Below are 19881 nucleotides of genomic sequence, written 5' to 3' on the forward strand. Positions count from 1 at the left end.
TTTACAGGCAATCCAGACAAGTGTTCGGCAAAAGAGCAAAGAATTCAGAAAACAGCGATTGACTTACAAATGAGAATCGTTATGATTATCACAACTGGTCGCGAGATCAGCTGATCTTCTGAAAGACCATTGGTTCGGACTCTCAGATTATCTCCTCATCAGGCTAATCACGGTTATTTGACCCGGCTCTTGCCGGGTCTTTTTTTACCTGTCGAAAAGTACTTCGCGAAATGCGCCGACTGCTTGTTACTGACGCATTTGCGCGCAATAGTCCTGCACGGGTCGGGCGGTCGTGTACCAGACGTAATCCGCCGATGCCGACGTGACCACAGCCCCCTTCTCCGCCAGCATCACCACCACGGGCGCCGAATGCTCGCCAAGATCCTGCACATGCAGCGGTACGCCAATGTCCAGCCGCGCGTGATAAGCGCCGGCAAACAACAATGCCGGCGCGGGCGCTGCCAGCAGTTGTTCGGCCATCTGCCGATCACGTTGTTGCTGAACCGCGAGCATGGCCGGCATCCGGCTTTCGGGTAACAACCCGCAATGAGACTCGCGGATTTGCGCCAGCAGCTCATTCCTGACCGCTGGCGCATTCGACCGGGTTCCGCTTACGGCCGGCGCTTGCTTGTACATACGCCGAACGTCAGCCGAGTCCAGATTCGCCGCCAGTAACGGATAGGGCTGAGCCAGGGCAAAGCGCACAATCGGCCCATACAGATTCCAGTCCCAACCCGATTGCCAGGCCAACGCCGCCGGCAAATCGGCAGGCCAGCGAGCGGTGTCCAACGCATGGATTTCATCGACACGCGCCTGCTGATCCGGCGTCAGCATTTCCAGCAGCACGCTGCCCTGAGTCCGGCGCTGGGCCAGTGCCTGCAATAACCACAGTTGCGCGTGATGATGATCAGGATTGTCATGCTGCTCGCCAACGATCAGCCGTGGCGCCCCGGCCAACCGATCGACCAGCGCTTGCGCACTCAGACGCTGACCGCTACGCAGATCGCGAATCACACCGACTGGTTGATCCACGGCACTGGGTGCCATGTTTTGGCATGACACCAGTAACAACAGCGCCAGAATCAATATCCCACGCATGAGCTCACCTCAACGGGCGATAATCAGCGGATGCCCGCGCTCCGGGTGCGGCTGCACCAACACATCCAGCCCGAACACGGCTTTGAGCGGCTCCGGCCGCAGCACCTGCTGCGGTGTGTCCAACGCGTGCGGACGGCCACCTTCGAGCAGCAGAATACGATCACAGTAACGCGCCGCCAGATTCAGGTCATGCAGAATCACCAGCACCGCCGCACCGCGATCAGCGAACTCACGAATCGCCTGCAAGGTGGTGTGCTGATGCAGTGGATCGAGCATCGACGTCGGCTCGTCGAGCAACAAGGTTTGCCCGGCCTCCCCCGGCCAAAGCTGCGCCAGCACCCGCGCCAGGTGCACACGCTGGCGTTCACCACCGGACAGGGCGAGGTAGCTGCGGCCACTCAAATGCCCGACATCGGCGGCCTGCAAGGCAGCAGCGACAATTTCGTCATCGCGCACCCGGCCTGTTTGATGGGGCAAACGGCCCATACCGACCACTTCCTCGACGCGGAACGCAAAATCCAGGGTCGAGGTCTGCGGCAATACTGCCAGGCGTTGCGCCCGTTGTGCGCCATCCCACTGGCTCAGCTCACGCTGATCGAGCCAGACACGACCATGGTCAGGACGCAACTCACCACACAACGCACCGAGCAAGGTGCTTTTGCCTGCGCCGTTGGGACCCAGCACACCGAGGACTTCACCCGGTTTGAGCTGAAGATCAATGTCTGCCAGGACGATTTTCTTGCCGCGGCAGATCTGCAGGTTTTCCACTCGCAGCATCAGGCGCGACCTCGTAACAGCAAATATAGAAAGAACGGTGCGCCGATAAACGCGGTGACGATGCCAATCGGCAACTCCGCCGGGGCCAGCGCCAAGCGCGCCACCAGATCGGCAAACAGCAACAGGCTGGCGCCCGCCAGGACTGAAGCCGGTAACAGCACGCGATGATCGGGCCCCGCCAACAGTCGCACCAGATGTGGCACCACCAACCCGACAAAACCGATCATCCCCGCCGCCGCAACAGCAGCGCCGACGCCCAGCGCGGTACAAAACACCAGCTCACGCTTGAGCCCTTCGACGTTGATCCCCAAATGACTGGCCTCGGACTCACCGAGCAACAACGCATTCAACGCCTTGGCCCGGCGCGGCAACCACAGCGCTACCGCGGCGCTCACCAGCAACAATGGCCAGAGTCGCGCATAGCTGGCGCCATTGAGGCTGCCCAGGTTCCAGAAAGTCAGCGTACGCAAGGTCGCGTCGTCCGCCAGATAGGTGAACAAACCCACCGCCGAACTGGCCAGCGCCGTCAGGGCGATGCCCGCCAGCAACATGGTTGCCACGTTGGTCTGGCCGTTACGCCGACCGAGACGGTAAACCAGCGCCGTCACCCCGAGCCCACCCAGAAACGCACACAGCGATAACAGATAAGGTCCGATCGCCTCAGGCAAACCGCCAAACAGTGCGCCGCCAACAATCGCAATCGCCGCACCCAGCGCGGCACCACTGGAGACACCGACCAACCCCGGATCCGCCAACGGGTTGCGGAACAAGCCCTGCATCGCCACGCCCGACAACGCCAACACCCCGCCCACCGCCAAACCGAGCAAGGTACGCGGCAAACGAATCTGCCCCAGAATCAGTTCGGCCTGCTCCAGCCCTTCAGCAGGAATCGGCAATCCAATCATCCGCATCGCCGCACGCAACGTATCGAGCAGAGGCAAGCTGACCGGGCCGAGGGCCAATGACAGCCAGATCGCCAACAAACACAACAGGCTAAGCCCAATGAACAACGAACGGGGTTTGACCAGAGTACTCATGGGGCGATGTTTGCCTTGGCCGATTCAGCGGGATAGAACCCGGCGGACAACTTCACCAGGTTTTCCGGCAAGCGTGGCCCCAAGCCGCCAACCAACAGCGTCGGGTCCAACTCGAACACCCGCCCGGCCTTGGCCGCCGGCGTCGACGCGAGTATCGGGTTTTCCTTGAACAACGCGGAGCGCGCGGCGTCACCGGTCAGCGCCCGGTCGGCAAATACCAGCACGTCTGGCGTCAGACCCGCGAGGGACTCAACGGAAAAAGGCTTGTAACCGGTATGGGTCGCCAGGTTATGCCCACCCGCCTGTTGCAACAGCCAATCGGCGGCGGTGTCTTTGCCGGCGATCAGCGGTTTGCCACCAGCGTGCCCCAGCAGCAGCAACACGCCCGGTGCTTTTTGTTTGGTCTGGGCTTGGCTGACCCAGGCTTTCTGTTGTTCAAGTTGCTGTTGATACCCCTGGAACAACGCCGTGGCCTGCGGCTCGCTACCGAGCAATTTACCCAGGTGCTGCAAGTTGCCTTGCAGGGTTGTCAGGTCAGGTTGCGCAGAGAACAGCTCAACCTGCACCCCGGCACCGCGAATCTGCGACAACACTGGCGGCGGGCCCATTTCTTCGGTGCCAATGAGAAGCTGCGGACGCAAACTCAGAATGCCCTCTGCCGACAATTGCCGCTGATAACCGATACTCGGCAAGGCCTTGAGCGATTCGGGATGCTGGCTGGTGCTGTCGACACCGACCAGTTTCGACTCGCCGCCCAACGCACTCACCCACTCCGACAATGCCCCGCCGGCACTGACCCAGCGTTGCGGCAATTCGGTCGCTTGAGCCCCATGGTTGACCAAAAGTCCGACACAGAGCGCAATAGCGCTGGTACTCAGGCGCATAACAGGGTTTCCTTTGAGGAGTTTTCCCGCAGGATCAAGGCGTCGTCAGCTACGCAGCCACCACGGGCGAAACACCCATTTGATAATTGTTTGCATTTGCACGTCAAGCGCAGACACATTTGCTAACCAGTGAGCGCACACGCATCACCGCCAGAGGCCTGAGCCTTTGGCACTTGAGGATAGTCATGAAGTTTCTTTGCTCCAGCGCCGAGCTGGTCGATGCCAGCAGCCGTGGTTTCGAGATCGACGGCCAGAAGTTGTTTGCCGTACGCCGTGAAGGCCGGGTCTACGTGTACGAAAATCGCTGCCCGCATCGCGGCGTCGGCCTTGAATGGCAGCCGGACCAGTTTCTCGACCCCAGCGCCAGCCTGATCCAGTGCGCCACCCATGGCGCACTGTTTCTGATCGAAAGCGGTGAATGCGTGGCCGGGCCCTGTGCCGGGCAGTCCCTCAGTGCCCTGGCGTGCCGCGAAGACAGCCAGGGCATCTGGGTTCAACCTTAGGCTTAGGCGCCGAGCAACACCTCCAGACGACGGTCGACGCGCACCTCATGCGCGGTCAGGCTCACACCGTACGCCAACACTTCAACCCCGGCCGCTTTCGCTTCACGCAACGCGGCCGCGTAACCCGGATCGATCTCCTCGGCCGGGCGCACCGAGTCAATGCCGGTCAGATTGACGCAATACAACTGCACCGCACGAATACCGTCCCGCGCCAGGCACGCCAGCTCGCGCAAGTGCTTGGCACCGCGCTGAGTCACCGCGTCCGGAAACGCCGCGACCGCTGAGCCGTCGAAGCCCAGCGTGACGCTTTTGACTTCGACGAAGGCCGGGCCACTCGGGTAATCGAGGCGAAAATCGATGCGGCTGTTTTCCTGACCATACGGCACTTCACGCTTGAGCCCGGTAAAGCCATTGAGCTCGCTGATCAAACCGCCACGTAGCGCTTCTTCAATCAAGGTATTGGCCCGCGCGGTGTTCACGCAGGCCAGCCGCCCTTGCGGGGTTTCACTGATCTCCCAGGTACCGGGCAACTTGCGTTTCGGATCGTTGGAACGGCTGAACCAGACCTGCCCGCCTTCGACCATGCAATTGAACATCGACCCGGTGTTGGGACAGTGAATGGTCAGCAACTCGCCGCCAACGGTTTCGATATCGGCGAGAAAACGCTTGTAGCGACGAATCAGCCGACCTTCTTCGAGAGGAGGATTGAAATGCATCAGCCTTGCCAACTCCGCAGGCCACGGGCAATCCGCTGAACCGCTTCCTGCAAACGTGGCAGGCTCTGGGTGTAGGCGAACCGTACGTGATGACCGGCCTGATACCGACCAAAATCCAGACCCGGGGTGAAGGCAACGTGTTCGGTTTCCAGGAAGTGCCGGCAGAAGGCAAATGCATCACCACCAAAGGCACTGATGTCGGCATACAGATAGAAGGCGCCTTCCGGCTCCACGGCGATCCCGAAACCCAACTCGCGCAAGGCTGGCAACAGGAAGTCACGCCGACGCCCGAACTCGGCCCGGCGTTCTTCGAGAATACTGATGGTGCCCGGCTCGAAACAGGCCAGCGCCGCGTGCTGGGCCATGCTCGGCGCGCTGATGTAAAGGTTCTGCGCGAGTTTTTCCAACTCACCGACAGCCGCTTCCGGGGCCACCAGCCAACCAAGGCGCCAGCCAGTCATGCCGAAGTATTTGGAGAAACTGTTCAGCACAAAAGCGCTGTCATCGACTTCCAGCACACTGGCAGCGTCGGTGCCGTAGGTCAGGCCGTGATAGATCTCGTCCACCACCAGATGACCGTGGCGCTCTTTGATTGCCGCAGACAGCCCGGCCAGTTCATCGCGGGTCAGGATGGTCCCGGTCGGGTTGGCCGGTGAAGCGACCAGTGCGCCAACGCTGTCGTGGTCCCAGTAACGCTCGACCAGGCCTGGCGTCAGTTGATAGCGCACGTCCGGGCCAACCGGCACCAGTTGCGCCGCACCTTCCACCAGCCGCAGGAAATGCCGGTTGCACGGGTAACCCGGGTCGGCCAGCAGCCAGTGTTTACCGGGGTCGACCAGCAGGGCGCTGGCCAACAGCAACGCGCCAGAACCGCCCGGCGTGATCAGGATACGCTGCGGATCGATGTTCAACCCGTAACGTTGTTGATAGAAGCCCGAAATGGCTTCACGCAGCTCTGGAATGCCGCGAGCCGCGGTGTAACGGGTTTTCCCCGCCGTCAGCGCCGCCTGGCCGGCCTTGATGATCGGTTCGGCAGTGGTGAAGTCCGGTTCGCCGATTTCCAGGTGAATCACGTCGTGCCCGGCCGCTTGCAATTCATTGGCGCGCGCCAGCAATGCCATGACATGGAAAGGTTCGATAGCGCGGCTGCGCGCACTGTAGGGCTGAGCCATTAGCCTTCCTTCAACGGGGAAAAGAATTGATTCTACCCAAGCCCGGGAACGAGCGAGAACCTAAAGCGGTCACAACCGAAAGTTCACCCGTAAAAGAGCTGATACAGATGGCTCAGGATTGACTAAAATCAATATCTGATCAGGCCTCCAGACCCGCCAGACAAGGCTTTGCAAACATTTGCAAGCCTTGCGGACCGCAGCCTCGACATCCGGGAGTAGCGCGCTCCGATTTGATCTGGTAAGTTCGCCCGCTTGCAGCCGCAGGGCCGGCAGGTGTCGGTGATGGAGCAATCCTGCGCAATGGATTACAAGAGTAGAGGCGGTCCATTTCATGCCCACCCAAGCAAAGCAACAGCAGAACCAGTCGATCAGCGGCTTCGAACCCTACAAAGAAGTGAAGGGCGAGGAGTACATGGGCCAGTCCATGCGCGCGCACTTCACCAAGATCCTGAACAAGTGGAAACAGGACTTGATGCAGGAAGTCGACCGCACTGTTGATCACATGAAGGACGAAGCAGCGAACTTCCCCGACCCGGCCGACCGTGCCAGCCAGGAAGAAGAATTCAGCCTCGAACTGCGTGCCCGCGACCGCGAGCGCAAGCTGATCAAGAAAATCGACAAGACCCTGCAACTGATCGAAGACGAAGAATACGGCTGGTGCGAGTCCTGCGGTGTCGAGATCGGCGTCAAACGCCTGGAAGCCCGCCCTACCGCTGACATGTGCGTCGACTGCAAGACCCTTGCAGAAATCAAGGAAAAGCAAGTCGGCAAGTAAGCGTCGGCTTGAACGGCATCATCCTGAACAAAAAGCGGAGCGTGCGAACGCTCCGTTTTTGTTTCTGACTGTTTTGTTCTTTCAATTAACATCGCGCCTATGACTGCCATTAAATCCCCCGCCTACATCGGGCGCTTTGCTCCCACCCCCAGCGGGCACCTGCACTTCGGCTCGCTGGTCGCGGCATTGGCCTCATACCTTGACGCCCGCTCGGTCGGCGGGCGCTGGCTGTTGCGCATGGAAGACCTCGACCCGCCCCGGGAGGAACCCGGCGCCCAGGCGGCGATCCTCAAGGCACTGGAAAGCTACGGTTTCGAATGGGACGGCGAAATGGTCCGCCAGAGCGACCGTCACGACGCCTATGCGCAGGTGTTGAATCAACTGTTCAACCATGGCCTGGCCTACGCCTGCACCTGCTCGCGGAAAAAACTGGCGCCTTATCACGGGATTTATCCGGGCCTGTGCCGCAACGCCGGTCATGCCAGCGAAGACGCCGCAATCCGCTTGCGCGTCCCGGAACTGGAATATCACTTCACCGACCGCGTGCAAGGCGAGTACCGCCAGCACCTGGGCCGCGAGGTCGGCGACTTCGTGATCCGTCGGCGCGACGGGCTCTATGCCTATCAACTGGCAGTGGTGCTCGACGACGCCTGGCAAGGCATCACCGATATTGTCCGCGGTGCCGACTTGCTCGACTCCACCCCACGCCAGTTGTACCTGCAAGAACTGCTCGGCCTGCCGCAACCGCGCTATCTGCACCTGCCTCTGATTACCCAGCCGGACGGCAACAAGCTCGGCAAGTCCTATCGCTCACCGCCATTGACCGAAGATCAGGCCACGCCCCTGTTACTGCGTGCCCTGCGCGCACTGGGACAAAAACCTGGCCGCGAACTCGACGACGCCAGCCCCGGGGAGGTACTGAACTGGGGCATCAGGCACTGGGATGCGACGTTAATCCCGCGCACACTGACACTGCCCGAAGCGCAATTACGCTGACTAAGCTTGCAGGTTGGCGCCCATCCGTTACCATCGCCGCACGTTTTCGGGCACGCGCACAATAAAGAGAGGCCGGGATGTACATCTATCGCTTGGTCCTGCTCCTGGTAGTGGGGATCTATCTGTTCTCCCCAGCCATCATGGACTGGTGGATCGACGCCACTGGCGCCTGGTATCGCCCGTATCTGCTGTGGCTGATTCTGATCGTCGTGACCTTCATCCTGCAGAGCCAAAAAGATGCCGATGAGCTTTAGCCTGACCCAGATGATCCTGATCAGTGCCGCCTACCTGGCGGTGCTGTTTGGTGTTGCCTGGATCAGTGAACGCGGAATGATCCCGCGAGCGATCATTCGCCACCCGCTGACCTACACTTTGTCATTGGGTGTCTACGCCAGCGCCTGGGCGTTCTACGGCACGGTCGGCCTGGCCTATCAATACGGTTACGGCTTCCTGTCGAGTTACCTCGGGGTCTCCGGGGCGTTTCTGCTGGCGCCGGTGTTGCTCTACCCGATTCTGAAGATCACCCGCACCTATCAGCTTTCCTCTCTGGCCGACCTGTTTGCGTTTCGCTTCCGCAGCACCTGGGCCGGCGCGCTGACCACGATTTTCATGCTGATCGGCGTGCTGCCGTTGCTGGCCCTGCAGATTCAAGCCGTGGCCGACTCGATCGGCATCCTCACCCATGAGCCGGTGCAGCATCGGGTCGCCCTGAGTTTTTGTGCGCTGATCACCCTGTTCACGATTTTCTTCGGCTCGCGGCATATTGCGACCCGGGAGAAACACGAAGGCCTGGTATTCGCGATTGCCTTTGAATCGGTGATCAAGCTGATCGCCATTGGCGGCGTCGGGCTTTACGCCTTGTACGGCGTGTTCGACGGTCCGCAACAGCTGGAACTCTGGTTGCTGCAAAACCAGACCGCCCTCGCCGCACTGCACACGCCGCTGCAAGAAGGTCCATGGCGCACGTTGCTGCTGGTGTTCTTCGCCTCGGCGATCGTGATGCCGCACATGTACCACATGACGTTCACCGAAAACCTCAACCCGCGCTCGCTGGTCAGTGCGAGCTGGGGCTTGCCGCTGTTCCTCCTGCTGATGAGCCTGGCCGTACCGCTGATTCTCTGGGCCGGCCTGAAACTGGGTGCCACCACCAACCCGGAATACTTCACCCTCGGCATCGGCATCGCCGCCAACAGCAAGGCCCTGGCGCTGCTGGCCTACGTCGGTGGTTTGTCAGCCGCCAGCGGCCTGATCATCGTCACCACCCTGGCACTGTCCGGGATGGCCCTGAACCATCTGGTGCTGCCGCTTTATCAGCCGCCTGCCGAAGGCAACATCTACCGCTGGCTGAAATGGACCCGCCGCGCCTTGATCGTCGCGATCATCATGGCCGGCTATGGTTTCTACCTGCTGCTGGGCGCTGAGCAAGACCTGGCCAACCTGGGCATCGTCGCGTTCGTTGCCACCCTGCAGTTTTTGCCTGGCGTACTGTCCGTCCTGTATTGGCCGACCGCCAACCGTCGCGGTTTCATCGCCGGGTTGCTGGCGGGGATTCTGGTCTGGCTGGTGACTATGCTGTTGCCGCTGGTCGGCAACCTGCAGGGTTTCTATATCCCGCTGCTGAACATGATCTACGTGCTCGACGACACCAGTTGGCACATGGCGGCAATCGCGTCGCTGGCGGCCAACGTGCTGATGTTCACGCTGATCTCGCTGTTCACCAACGCCAGTTCCGAAGAGGCCAGCGCCGCCGAAGCCTGCGCCGTGGACAACGTGCGCCGCCCGCAACGCCGCGAACTGCACGCCGCGTCCCCCCAGGAATTCGCCACCCAACTGGCCAAACCGCTCGGTGCCAAGGCGGCACAAAAGGAAGTCGAACAGGCCCTGCGCGACCTCTATCTGCCGTTCGACGAGCGCCGCCCGTACGCCTTGCGCCGACTGCGTGACCGAATCGAAGCCAACCTCTCCGGCCTGATGGGCCCGAGCGTTGCGCAAGACATGGTCGAAACCTTCCTGCCGTACAAGGCTGGCGGTGAAAACTACGTCACCGAAGACATTCACTTCATCGAAAGCCGCCTCGAGGACTATCACTCGCGCCTCACCGGCCTTGCCGCCGAACTCGATGCCCTGCGCCGCTACCACCGCCAGACCTTGCAAGAGTTGCCGATGGGTGTTTGCTCGCTGGCCAAGGATCAGGAAATCCTCATGTGGAACAAAGCCATGGAGGAGTTGACCGGGATCGCCGCACAGCGCGTGGTCGGTTCACGCCTGGGCACCCTCGGCGAGCCGTGGAAAGAACTGCTGCAAGGCTTCATCAATCTTCCGGACGAGCATTTGCACAAACAGCACCTGGCCCTTGACGGTCAGACGCGCTGGCTGAACCTGCACAAAGCGGCGATCGACGAACCGCTCGCGCCTGGTAACAGTGGCCTGGTATTGCTGGTCGAAGACCTGACAGAAACCCAGATGCTCGAAGACAAACTGGTGCACTCCGAACGCTTGGCGAGTATCGGTCGACTGGCGGCCGGCGTGGCCCACGAAATTGGCAATCCGATCACTGGCATCGCGTGTCTGGCGCAGAACCTGCGCGAAGAGCGTGAAGAAGACAGCGAACTGAAGGAAATCAGCGGGCAAATCCTCGAACAGACCAAGCGCGTGTCACGCATCGTCCAGTCGCTGATGAGCTTCGCCCATGCCGGCAGCCACCAGCATAATGACGAACCGGTCTGTCTGGCCGAGGTGGCCCAGGATGCCATTGGTCTGCTAGCGCTGAACCGCCGCAACTTCGAAGTGCAGTTCTTTAACCTGTGCGATCCCGAGCATTGGGTCGATGGCGATCCGCAGCGACTCGCCCAGGTGTTGATCAACCTGCTGTCCAACGCCCGCGACGCATCGCCGGCCGGCAGTGCGGTTCGAGTAAAAAGTGAAGCCAACGAACACACGATCGACCTGATCGTGGAAGACGAGGGCAGCGGTATCCCGTCGAGCATCATGGACCGATTGTTCGAACCCTTCTTCACCACCAAGGATCCTGGCGAAGGCACCGGTCTGGGCCTTGCACTGGTCTATTCCATCGTTGAAGAGCATTATGGACAAATCACCATCGACAGCCCGGCTGACACACAAAGCCAACGCGGCACCCGTATCCGGGTGACCTTACCGCGTCATGTCGAAGCGACGTCCGCTGTGAACTGAGACCGTCGAGAGAATCGAATCAATGCCGCACATTTTGATCGTCGAAGACGAAACAATTATCCGCTCCGCCTTGCGCCGCCTGCTGGAACGTAACCAGTACCAGGTCAGCGAAGCCGGTTCAGTGCAGGAAGCACAAGAACGCTTCAGCATTCCCACGTTCGACCTGATTGTCAGTGACCTGCGCCTGCCTGGCGCACCGGGCACCGAACTGATCAAGCTGGGCCAGGGCAAGCCAGTGCTGATCATGACGAGCTACGCCAGCCTGCGCTCGGCAGTCGACTCAATGAAGATGGGCGCGGTGGACTACATCGCCAAGCCTTTCGACCACGACGAGATGCTCCAGGCCGTCGCGCGCATCCTGCGTGACCGGCAATCGGCGCAAAGCTCCGCAGGCGAACCTGCGGTCGGCAAGGCAGCCAACGGCTCGGCGAAGTCCGCTATCGATAACAGCAATGGCGAAATCGGTATCATCGGCTCGTGCCCACCGATGCAGGATCTGTACGGCAAAATCCGTAAAGTGGCCCCTACCGATTCCAATGTGCTGATTCAGGGCGAATCCGGTACCGGTAAAGAACTGGTGGCCCGCGCCCTGCACAATCTGTCCAAACGCGCCAAGGCGCCGATGATTTCGGTGAACTGCGCAGCCATCCCGGAAAGCCTGATCGAGTCCGAGCTGTTCGGCCACGAGAAAGGCGCGTTTACCGGCGCCAGTGCCGGGCGCGCGGGTCTGGTTGAAGCAGCCGACGGCGGCACCTTGTTCCTTGATGAGATCGGCGAACTGCCACTTGAAGCCCAGGCGCGCCTGCTGCGCGTGCTGCAAGAAGGTGAAATCCGCCGCGTGGGCTCGGTGCAATCGCAGAAGGTCGACGTCCGCCTGATCGCTGCGACTCACCGTGACCTGAAGAGCCTGGCCAAGATCGGCCAGTTCCGTGAAGACTTGTATTACCGTCTCCACGTTATCGCCCTGAAGCTGCCGGCCCTGCGTGAGCGTGGCGCGGACGTCAACGAAATCGCCAATGCTTTCCTCGCCCGCCAGAGCGCGCGCGTGAATCGCACCGACCTGAAATTCGCTCCGGACGCCGAACAGGCGATTCGTCATTACTCCTGGCCGGGTAACGTGCGCGAACTGGAAAACGCCGTCGAGCGTGCCGTCATCCTGTGTGAGAGCCCGGAAATTTCTGCCGAGTTGCTGGGCATCGATATCGAGCTCAGCGACCTTGAAGATGACGAGTTCATAGGCCTGGCACCGCAACAGGGCAGCACCGGTAACACCAGCCACGAGCCCACCGAAGACCTGTCACTGGAAGACTATTTCCAGCACTTCGTCCTCGAACACCAGGACCACATGACCGAAACCGAGCTGGCTCGCAAACTCGGCGTCAGTCGCAAATGCCTGTGGGAGCGCCGTCAGCGTCTGGGCATCCCGCGGCGCAAGACGGGCGTGACCAGCGAAAGCTGAACGTCAGCTGTCGAGTGTGCGAGTAACACATGACAGTGTGAAAAAACTGTTACCGCAGCTTTTACTCGTAACAGAAGCCGGGGCTTACAGTAACGAAGCCCCGGCTTTTTTTGGCCTTGAAAAAAGCGATTCAGACACCTAACCCCTTGTTTTACTGGGGCTCGCAAAAGTTGGCACGGCACCTGCTATATGTTTGGTACAAGAACAATAACAAGCAATGCACAAGACAATAAAAATAAGACGAATCGACTCACGCACAACAAAAACAAGACGGCGAGAGGCGTAGCTAACTGATTCTTTTGGAGAGGCGTTGTATTTGGGGCTTGCCCCGCAACCAGGCCGAGAACAACAAAAACTGCCCTAAGGCAGAGCCTGAACTGGTTGGATCGCACAGATCATTGCAGCACAGCGACCAAAGCAATCCGTTTGCTCTTGGCTCCCGATTGGGAGGGTCATGAAGGAAACCTTCATGACAAGGGCGCGACACAAAAACAAGAAGCCCGAAACCAAAAATAAAAATAGAGCATGCAACTACTTCTTGGGGAGCTTCGGCTCCCCTTGTGGTTTCTGGCGTTTGGCCCTTGTAGCTTGTAGCAGCTGCCTCGCATAGCTCGACAGCTGCTACAGAGACCTTGCGCAGCTTCCTACACCATCCCCCGACTAAATGCTAGAATCCCCGCCCATCATGCGGTCATTCTTCGTTTTGGCCGAACATTCCTTCAAACAGTGCATCCCATGCTGAAGAAGCTGTTCCAGTCATTCCGTTCTCCCTTGCGTCGTACGCAACACATTCGCAGCACGCCTGAAGTGCTCAACAGCAGCCAACACTCGCTGCAACGGGCTCAGTTCAGCCGTTATGCGGTGAACATCGTCGAACGCCTGCAGAGCGCCGGCTACCAGGCTTACCTGGTCGGTGGCTGTGTGCGCGACATGCTGCTCAACATCACACCCAAGGATTTCGACGTCGCCACCAGCGCCACGCCGGAACAGGTTCGCGCCGAGTTTCGCAATGCGCGGATCATCGGGCGCCGATTCAAACTGGTGCACATCCATTTTGGTCGCGAAATCATTGAAGTCGCGACCTTCCGCGCCAATCACCCGCAAAACGACGAAGAGGAAGACAGCAACCAGTCCTCGCGCAACGAAAGCGGGCGCATTCTGCGCGACAACGTTTACGGCACCCTGGAAGAAGACGCGCAACGCCGCGACTTCACCATCAACGCCCTGTATTACGATCCGGTCAGCGAGCGCATTCTCGACTACGCCAACGGCGTACACGACATCCGCAATCACCTGATCCGCCTGATCGGCGACCCGACCCAGCGTTACCAGGAAGACCCGGTGCGGATGCTCCGTGCGGTGCGTTTCGCCGCCAAACTGGACTTTGGTATCGAGAAACACAGCGCCTTGCCAATTCGCGGCCTGGCACCGATGCTGCGCGAGATCCCGTCGGCGCGCTTGTTCGAAGAAGTGTTGAAGCTGTTCCTTTCGGGTCATGCCGCTGACACCTTCGAGATGCTGGTCGACCTGCAATTGTTCGATCCACTGTTCCCGGCCAGCGCCGAAGCGCTGGAGCACAATCCGACTTACACCCACACCCTGATCAGCGAAGCGCTAATCAACACCGACCTGCGGATCAAGCAGAACAAGCCGGTGACGCCCGCGTTCCTGTTCGCCGCCCTGCTTTGGCCAGCCTTGCCGGCCCGCGTACTGCGCTTGCAGGATCGTGGCATGCCGCCAATTCCGGCCATGCAGGAAGCTGCTCACGAACTGATCAGCGAGCAATGTCAGCGGATTGCGATTCCAAAGCGCTTCACCATGCCGATCCGCGAGATCTGGGACATGCAGGAGCGCCTGCCACGCCGCAGTGGCAAACGTGCCGACCTGTTGCTGGACAACCCGCGATTCCGTGCCGGTTACGACTTCCTGCTACTGCGTGAAAGCGCTGGCGAACAGACCAATGGTCTGGGCGAATGGTGGACGGACTATCAGGACGGTAACGAAAGCGAACGCCGCGACATGATCCGCGACCTCAGTGGCAAGGACGACGGTGCCAGCGGTGCGCCGCGTAAACGTCGTCGCAGCGGTGGTGCCAAGCGCAAACGCGCCGCTGGCGTACCGAGTGCGTCAGGCGAGTAAGTCGATGGAACGCATTTACATTGGCATGGGCAGCAACCTCGCCGCCCCCGCGGAACAATTGCGCAGCGCCGTCGAAGCGCTCGCGCAGTTACCCAAGACAGCTCTGGTGGGGGTTTCGTCCTTCTATCAAAGCGACTCCTTGCTGCCGGGCCAGCCGCGATATACCAACGCGGTGGCCGCGCTCGACAGCACGCTGACGCCGCTTGAGCTGCTCGATGCGCTGCAAGCCATCGAAATCGACCAGGGTCGCGAGCGTCATGAACGCTGGGGCCCGCGCACCCTGGATCTGGATATCCTGCTGTTCGGCGATCGGCTGATCGACGAGCCCCGCCTCAAAGTCCCCCATTACCACATGCAGGCCCGAGCCTTTGTGCTCTACCCGTTGGCCGAACTGGCGCCAGCTGACCTGCAACTGGCCGACGGTCGTCACCTGCGCGAACTGCTCGCTGCATGTCCGTTCGTCGGGCTGGAACGCCTCCCTCCGGGTTGACGAAGATCCCCTGTGGGAGCGAGCTTGCTCGCGATAGCGGACTATCAGCCAACGTTTTCGATGAATGTTCAGCCGCCATCGCGAGCAAGCCCGCTCCCACATTGGTTTGTGTTGATCCTGAATAACCTGCTGAATCGCATCAGTAACGCCGGTAACACCAACGGCGTAACATTGCGGTAACACATCCAATTGACTTCCCGAGTTCTCCTCACGACTATAGGCGTCCCGCTGCCGCCAACCCGGCACTACAGGGCGCAATCCAGGCTTTTAAAGCACGACACAAGACCGTGCGCCTGAGTAAATGAAGAATCACGCGCGTTACTCGCAGTAGTTTTCCAAGCGCCTGAATGAGGATTCCTTACATGCCAGCTATCACCTTGACCACACTGCAGAGCCTCAAGCAAAAGGGTGAAAAAATCACCATGCTGACCTGCTACGACGCCACCTTCGCCCACGCTTGCAATGAGGCGGGTGTTGAAGTGTTGCTGGTGGGCGACTCCCTTGGCATGGTGTTGCAAGGACACGACAGCACCCTGCCGGTGACCAACGCCGAAATGGCTTACCACGTCGCCGCGGTCAAGCGTGGCAACACCGACGCCTTGATCCTCGCTGACCTGCCGTTCATGGCGTATGCCACCATCGAGCAAACGATGACCAACAGTGCCCAGTTGATGCAGGCTGGCGCACACATGGTCAAGGTCGAAGGCGCGCTGTGGCTCGCCGAGTCGATTCGTCTACTGGCCGAACGCGGTATCCCGGTGTGCGCGCACATGGGTCTGACGCCGCAGTCGGTGAACATTCTCGGCGGCTATAAAGTTCAGGGCCGCAATGAAAACCAGGCCCGGCAGATGCGTGCCGACGCGATTGCCCTGGAACAGGCTGGCGCGGCGATGCTGTTGCTCGAGTGTGTACCGAGCGAGCTGGCCCACGAAATCACCCAAGCGGTGAAGATTCCGGTGATCGGCATCGGCGCCGGCAATGCCACCGATGGCCAGGTGCTGGTACTGCACGACATGCTCGGCCTGTCCCTCAGCGGCCGCGCACCGAAATTCGTGAAGAATTTCATGGCCGGCCAAGACAGCATTCACGCCGCCCTGAGCGCTTACGTCGCTGAAGTCAAAGCCGCAACCTTCCCTGGTGCCGAACACGGATTCTCTGCATGAACACTGTCAAAACCGTACGCGAACTGCGTGCCGCCGTAGCCCGCGCTCGAGGCGAAGGCAAACGTATCGGCTTCGTACCGACCATGGGCAACCTACACAGCGGTCACATCGCACTGGTCACCAAAGCCGCCCAACGAGCGGACTTTGTGGTCGCAAGCATTTTCGTCAACCCACTGCAATTTGGCGCAGGCGAAGACCTCGACAAGTATCCGCGGACCCTGGCCGCCGATCAGGAGAAACTGCTGCAAGCCGGCTGTCACCTGCTGTTCGCCCCAACCGTCGAGGAAATGTACCCGGACGGCATGGCCGGCCAGACCCGCGTCAGCGTTCCACTGCTTTCTGAAGGCCTGTGTGGCGCCAGCCGCCCCGGGCATTTCGAAGGCGTGGCGACCGTGGTCAGCAAGTTGTTCAACATGGTTCAGCCAGACCTCGCGATCTTCGGTCAGAAGGACTTCCAGCAACTGGCGGTGATTCGCGCGCTGGTGCATGACCTGAACATGCCGATCCAGATCATTGGCGAGCCCACCGTACGAGCGGCCGACGGCCTGGCGCTGTCCTCGCGCAATGGTTTCCTCAGCGAAGAACAGCGGGCCGCCGCGCCCGTGGTGTATCGCACACTGAGCGACATCGCCGAAGCCATCAAACAGGGCGAACGCGATTACCCGGCACTGCTGGCCCGGAAGATCGAGCAGCTCCAGGACGCCGGTTTACGTCCTGATTACCTGGAAATCCGCCACGCGCTGACCCTGCGTCCAGCAACCGCGGATGACCGTGACCTGGTGATCCTGGCCGCCGCCTTCCTGGGCACGACCCGATTGATCGACAACCTGCACCTGAACCTCGACGCCCCCGCTTAACCACCGCAATCCCCCTGTGGGAGCGAGCTTGCTCGCGATGGCGTACTGACAGTCAACATTTCTGTCGGGTGTTGAATCGCTATCGCGAGCAAGCTCGCTCCCACAGTAGAACGGTGTTGATTTTGTAGATTGCAGTCGGTTTCTCACGTCGTATTGCCGGCCTCAAAGGCTTCGGGCAAACTGCCGCGGTTCGGATCAGCCCAAGGAAACATTCATGCACGCCATCATGCTCAAGGCGAAGCTGCATCGCGCCGAAGTTACCCACGCAGTGCTCGACTACGAAGGCTCTTGCGCCATCGACGGCGAATGGCTGGACCTGTCCGGGATCCGTGAGTACGAACAGATCCAGATCTACAACGTCGACAACGGCGAACGCTTCACCACTTACGCCATCCGTGGCGAAGAAGGCTCGCGCATGATCTCGGTCAACGGCGCCGCCGCACACAAGGCCAAGGTCGGTGATCGGGTGATCATCTGCGCCTACGCTCATTACAGCGAAGCCGAACTGCTCAATTTCAAACCGCGCATGCTCTACATGGCCCCCGGCAACGAGTTGAGCCATACCAGCAATGCCATCCCGGTTCAGGTCGCCTGAGCCCTCCCCCATACTCCGAACACTGAAAGCCCGCCTGCCTGGCTACCTGATGTGCCGGTACAAAAAAGTACCGGTCACAGGTCAGACAAAGCCAAGACAGATCACACCGCGAGGTTTACTGTAATCGCCCTGCGCTATTTAATCGTTTATTCGCAGTTCAACCGGAGGGTGCCTGTCATCAAACAGGACATTTCGGTTTTTTCAGTGTCCTAAAGGCAGTCCAAGTAAAAAGGAAACCCGCAGCGATGGCGTACTACCGCACTCCTCATGACGTTACCGCTCTGCCAGCCTGGCAGGCGCTGAATGATCACCGCCAAGCCATGCAGGATTTCAGCATGCGCGAAGCGTTCAATGCCGACCCGCAGCGTTTCACCCAGTTCACCCTGAGCAGCTGCGGGCTATTTCTTGATTACTCGAAAAACCTGATCAACACCGAAACCCGCAATCTGCTGGTGGGCCTGGCGAACGAAGTCGGCTTGCAGGACGCGATCAAGGCGTTGTTCAACGGCGAAATCGTCAATGCCTCCGAAGGCCGTCCGGCGCTGCATACGGCCCTCCGCCGCCCGGTGGGCGACAAACTGTCGGTCAATGGCGTCAACGTCATGCCTGACGTGCACAAAGTGCTGAACCAGATCACCGAGCTGGTCGGGCGCATCCACGACGGCCTGTGGCGCGGTTACACCGAGAAGCCGATCACTGACGTTGTGAACATCGGTATCGGTGGTTCGTTCCTCGGCCCTGAACTGGTGTCCGAAGCACTGTTGTCCTACGCCCAGAAAGGTGTGCGCTGCCATTACCTGGCGAACATCGACGGCAGCGAATTCCATGAGTTGTCGGCAAAGATTCGTGCCGAAACCACACTGTTCATCGTTTCCTCGAAATCCTTCAACACCCTCGAAACCCTGAAAAACGCCCAGGCCGCTCGCGCCTGGTATCTGGCTCAGGGCGGCTCCGAAGCCGAGCTGTATCGCCACTTCATCGCCGTTTCGAGTAACAACGCTGCGGCCGTGGCTTTCGGGATTCGCGAAGAGAACATCTTCCCGATGTGGGACTGGGTTGGCGGGCGTTACTCGCTGTGGTCGGCCATCGGTTTGCCGATTGCCCTGGCCATCGGCATGTCGAACTTCAAGGAACTGCTGTCCGGCGCCTACACCATGGACCAGCACTTCCAGAGCGCGCCATTCGAACAGAACATGCCGGTGCTGCTGGCACTGCTGGGTGTCTGGTACGGCAACTTCTGGGGCGCACAAAGCCACGCGATCCTGCCGTACGACCACTACCTGCGCAACATCACCAAGCACTTGCAGCAACTGGACATGGAATCCAACGGCAAGAGCGTACGTCAGGACGGCACGCCGGTTTCCACCGATACCGGTCCGGTCATCTGGGGCGGCGTCGGTTGCAACGGTCAACACGCCTATCACCAGTTGCTGCACCAGGGCACCCAGCTGATTCCGGCCGACTTCATCGTGCCGATCGTCAGCTTCAACCCGGTTGCCGACCACCACCAGTGGCTGTACGCCAACTGCCTGTCGCAAAGCCAGGCGCTGATGCTCGGCAAGACCCGCGCGGAGGCGGAAGTCGAGCTGCGTGAAAAAGGCATGGCCGAAGACCAGGTGCAAAAACTCGCACCGCACAAGGTGATCCCGGGCAACCGCCCGAGCAACACCCTGGTGGTCGAGCGCATCAGCCCGCGTCGTCTTGGCGCGCTGGTCGCGATGTACGAGCACAAGGTGTTCGTGCAGAGCGTGATCTGGGGCATCAACGCCTTCGACCAATGGGGCGTGGAGCTGGGCAAGGAGCTGGGCAAAGGCGTCTACAGCCGCCTGGTCGGCAGCGAAGAAACCCCGGCCGAAGACGCTTCGACCCAGGGCCTGATCAACTACTTCCGCGGTCGTCACCGCGGGTGATCTGATCCTCGCCCCACAGGTCTGCACTGACCCTGTGGGAGCGAGCTTGCTCGCGATAGCGGTCTGACAGTCGACATTTTCCTCGAATATCAAACCGTCATCGCGAGCAAGCTCGCTC

General features: G+C 60.2%; 18 protein-coding genes. 12 read left to right on the top strand and 6 right to left on the bottom strand.

What is annotated here, in order from left to right:
- Nucleotides 1-246: 246 nt before the first annotated feature.
- Genes AC1DIG_RS24725 through AC1DIG_RS24740 form a run of 4 tightly spaced genes read right to left on the bottom strand, consistent with a single transcriptional unit; the run spans nucleotide 247 to nucleotide 3796 of the window.
- Nucleotides 247-1098 carry a ChaN family lipoprotein gene (locus tag AC1DIG_RS24725; RefSeq protein WP_477769415.1) on the bottom strand — a complete coding sequence of 284 codons (852 nt, stop codon included), beginning with the start codon at nucleotides 1096-1098 and terminating at the stop codon, nucleotides 247-249.
- 9 nt (nucleotides 1099-1107) lie between these two features.
- Complete coding sequence (locus AC1DIG_RS24730) at nucleotides 1108-1875, bottom strand: heme ABC transporter ATP-binding protein (protein ID WP_477769416.1); 768 nt, start codon at nucleotides 1873-1875, stop codon at nucleotides 1108-1110.
- Nucleotides 1875-2858 carry a FecCD family ABC transporter permease gene (locus AC1DIG_RS24735; RefSeq protein ID WP_427534221.1) on the bottom strand — a complete coding sequence of 328 codons (984 nt, stop codon included), beginning with the start codon at nucleotides 2856-2858 and terminating at the stop codon, nucleotides 1875-1877. The genes AC1DIG_RS24730 and AC1DIG_RS24735 overlap by 1 nt, the downstream gene beginning before the upstream one ends.
- A 50-nt stretch (nucleotides 2859-2908) precedes the next feature.
- Entirely contained in the window at nucleotides 2909-3796 is an 888-nt protein-coding gene (locus tag AC1DIG_RS24740) for a heme/hemin ABC transporter substrate-binding protein (RefSeq protein WP_477769417.1), read from the bottom strand.
- 185 nt (nucleotides 3797-3981) lie between these two features.
- Between AC1DIG_RS24740 and AC1DIG_RS24745 the strand changes: the two genes are divergently transcribed.
- Nucleotides 3982-4299 (top strand): Rieske (2Fe-2S) protein, encoded by a 318-nt coding sequence (locus tag AC1DIG_RS24745; protein WP_477769418.1) that lies wholly within the window; start codon nucleotides 3982-3984, stop codon nucleotides 4297-4299.
- Nucleotides 4300-4301: 2 nt separating this feature from the next.
- Here the strand turns inward: AC1DIG_RS24745 and sfsA are convergent, their stop codons facing one another.
- Together sfsA and AC1DIG_RS24755 are read right to left on the bottom strand one after the other, a co-directional pair.
- Nucleotides 4302-5015: a DNA/RNA nuclease SfsA gene (sfsA, locus tag AC1DIG_RS24750; RefSeq protein ID WP_477769419.1), complete on the bottom strand. Its 714-nt coding sequence runs from the start codon at nucleotides 5013-5015 to the stop codon at nucleotides 4302-4304.
- The gene (locus AC1DIG_RS24755) at nucleotides 5015-6187 is read right to left on the bottom strand and encodes a pyridoxal phosphate-dependent aminotransferase (protein WP_477769420.1); all 1173 of its coding nucleotides are present in this window, start codon (nucleotides 6185-6187) and stop codon (nucleotides 5015-5017) included. Before AC1DIG_RS24755 ends, sfsA begins: the two co-directional genes overlap by 1 nt.
- A gap of 331 nt (nucleotides 6188-6518) precedes the next feature.
- Here AC1DIG_RS24755 and dksA point away from each other — a divergent pair, with 331 nt between their 5' ends.
- From dksA to pgi, 11 genes are all read left to right on the top strand, one after another.
- Complete coding sequence (dksA, locus tag AC1DIG_RS24760; RefSeq protein ID WP_427534217.1) at nucleotides 6519-6962, top strand: RNA polymerase-binding protein DksA; 444 nt, start codon at nucleotides 6519-6521, stop codon at nucleotides 6960-6962.
- Between the two features lie 99 nt (nucleotides 6963-7061).
- Complete coding sequence (gene gluQRS, locus AC1DIG_RS24765) at nucleotides 7062-7958, top strand: tRNA glutamyl-Q(34) synthetase GluQRS (RefSeq protein ID WP_477769421.1); 897 nt, start codon at nucleotides 7062-7064, stop codon at nucleotides 7956-7958.
- A gap of 77 nt (nucleotides 7959-8035) precedes the next feature.
- A complete protein-coding gene (locus tag AC1DIG_RS24770; RefSeq protein ID WP_003176118.1) occupies nucleotides 8036-8212 on the top strand; it encodes a hypothetical protein in 177 nt (58 codons plus the stop codon).
- On the top strand, nucleotides 8196-11150 hold the full coding sequence (locus AC1DIG_RS24775) for a sensor histidine kinase (protein ID WP_477769422.1): 2955 nt from the start codon (nucleotides 8196-8198) through the stop codon (nucleotides 11148-11150). Before AC1DIG_RS24770 ends, AC1DIG_RS24775 begins: the two co-directional genes overlap by 17 nt.
- A 22-nt stretch (nucleotides 11151-11172) precedes the next feature.
- Nucleotides 11173-12609, top strand: a complete 1437-nt coding sequence (locus tag AC1DIG_RS24780) for a sigma-54-dependent transcriptional regulator (protein WP_477769423.1) — start codon at nucleotides 11173-11175, stop codon at nucleotides 12607-12609.
- 735 nt (nucleotides 12610-13344) lie between these two features.
- Entirely contained in the window at nucleotides 13345-14748 is a 1404-nt protein-coding gene (locus AC1DIG_RS24785; RefSeq protein ID WP_103320123.1) for a polynucleotide adenylyltransferase PcnB, read from the top strand.
- 4 nt (nucleotides 14749-14752) lie between these two features.
- Nucleotides 14753-15238: a 2-amino-4-hydroxy-6-hydroxymethyldihydropteridine diphosphokinase gene (gene folK, locus AC1DIG_RS24790; RefSeq protein ID WP_477769424.1), complete on the top strand. Its 486-nt coding sequence runs from the start codon at nucleotides 14753-14755 to the stop codon at nucleotides 15236-15238.
- A 362-nt stretch (nucleotides 15239-15600) separates the two neighbouring features.
- Nucleotides 15601-16401: a 3-methyl-2-oxobutanoate hydroxymethyltransferase gene (panB, locus tag AC1DIG_RS24795; protein WP_054595557.1), complete on the top strand. Its 801-nt coding sequence runs from the start codon at nucleotides 15601-15603 to the stop codon at nucleotides 16399-16401.
- Complete coding sequence (gene panC, locus AC1DIG_RS24800) at nucleotides 16398-17258, top strand: pantoate--beta-alanine ligase (protein WP_477769425.1); 861 nt, start codon at nucleotides 16398-16400, stop codon at nucleotides 17256-17258. The genes panB and panC overlap by 4 nt, the downstream gene beginning before the upstream one ends.
- A gap of 214 nt (nucleotides 17259-17472) precedes the next feature.
- On the top strand, nucleotides 17473-17853 hold the full coding sequence (gene panD / locus AC1DIG_RS24805) for an aspartate 1-decarboxylase (protein ID WP_003228271.1): 381 nt from the start codon (nucleotides 17473-17475) through the stop codon (nucleotides 17851-17853).
- 245 nt (nucleotides 17854-18098) lie between these two features.
- On the top strand, nucleotides 18099-19763 hold the full coding sequence (gene pgi, locus AC1DIG_RS24810) for a glucose-6-phosphate isomerase (protein WP_477769426.1): 1665 nt from the start codon (nucleotides 18099-18101) through the stop codon (nucleotides 19761-19763).
- Nucleotides 19764-19881: the final 118 nt, after the last annotated feature.

This window comes from Pseudomonas sp. 05N431 (assembly GCF_056397005.1).

Coding starts and splice junctions, on each gene's coding strand:
- AC1DIG_RS24775 (WP_477769422.1), top strand. CDS start 8,196: ATGCCGATGAGCTTTAGCCTGACCCAGATGATCCTGATCAGTGCCGCC.
- AC1DIG_RS24780 (WP_477769423.1), top strand. CDS start 11,173: ATGCCGCACATTTTGATCGTCGAAGACGAAACAATTATCCGCTCCGCC.
- AC1DIG_RS24730 (WP_477769416.1), bottom strand. CDS start 1,875: ATGCTGCGAGTGGAAAACCTGCAGATCTGCCGCGGCAAGAAAATCGTC.
- panB (WP_054595557.1), top strand. CDS start 15,601: ATGCCAGCTATCACCTTGACCACACTGCAGAGCCTCAAGCAAAAGGGT.
- sfsA (WP_477769419.1), bottom strand. CDS start 5,015: ATGCATTTCAATCCTCCTCTCGAAGAAGGTCGGCTGATTCGTCGCTAC.
- AC1DIG_RS24745 (WP_477769418.1), top strand. CDS start 3,982: ATGAAGTTTCTTTGCTCCAGCGCCGAGCTGGTCGATGCCAGCAGCCGT.
- gluQRS (WP_477769421.1), top strand. CDS start 7,062: ATGACTGCCATTAAATCCCCCGCCTACATCGGGCGCTTTGCTCCCACC.
- AC1DIG_RS24770 (WP_003176118.1), top strand. CDS start 8,036: ATGTACATCTATCGCTTGGTCCTGCTCCTGGTAGTGGGGATCTATCTG.
- panC (WP_477769425.1), top strand. CDS start 16,398: ATGAACACTGTCAAAACCGTACGCGAACTGCGTGCCGCCGTAGCCCGC.
- panD (WP_003228271.1), top strand. CDS start 17,473: ATGCACGCCATCATGCTCAAGGCGAAGCTGCATCGCGCCGAAGTTACC.
- AC1DIG_RS24725 (WP_477769415.1), bottom strand. CDS start 1,098: ATGCGTGGGATATTGATTCTGGCGCTGTTGTTACTGGTGTCATGCCAA.
- AC1DIG_RS24740 (WP_477769417.1), bottom strand. CDS start 3,796: ATGCGCCTGAGTACCAGCGCTATTGCGCTCTGTGTCGGACTTTTGGTC.
- AC1DIG_RS24755 (WP_477769420.1), bottom strand. CDS start 6,187: ATGGCTCAGCCCTACAGTGCGCGCAGCCGCGCTATCGAACCTTTCCAT.
- pgi (WP_477769426.1), top strand. CDS start 18,099: ATGGCGTACTACCGCACTCCTCATGACGTTACCGCTCTGCCAGCCTGG.
- dksA (WP_427534217.1), top strand. CDS start 6,519: ATGCCCACCCAAGCAAAGCAACAGCAGAACCAGTCGATCAGCGGCTTC.
- AC1DIG_RS24785 (WP_103320123.1), top strand. CDS start 13,345: ATGCTGAAGAAGCTGTTCCAGTCATTCCGTTCTCCCTTGCGTCGTACG.
- folK (WP_477769424.1), top strand. CDS start 14,753: ATGGAACGCATTTACATTGGCATGGGCAGCAACCTCGCCGCCCCCGCG.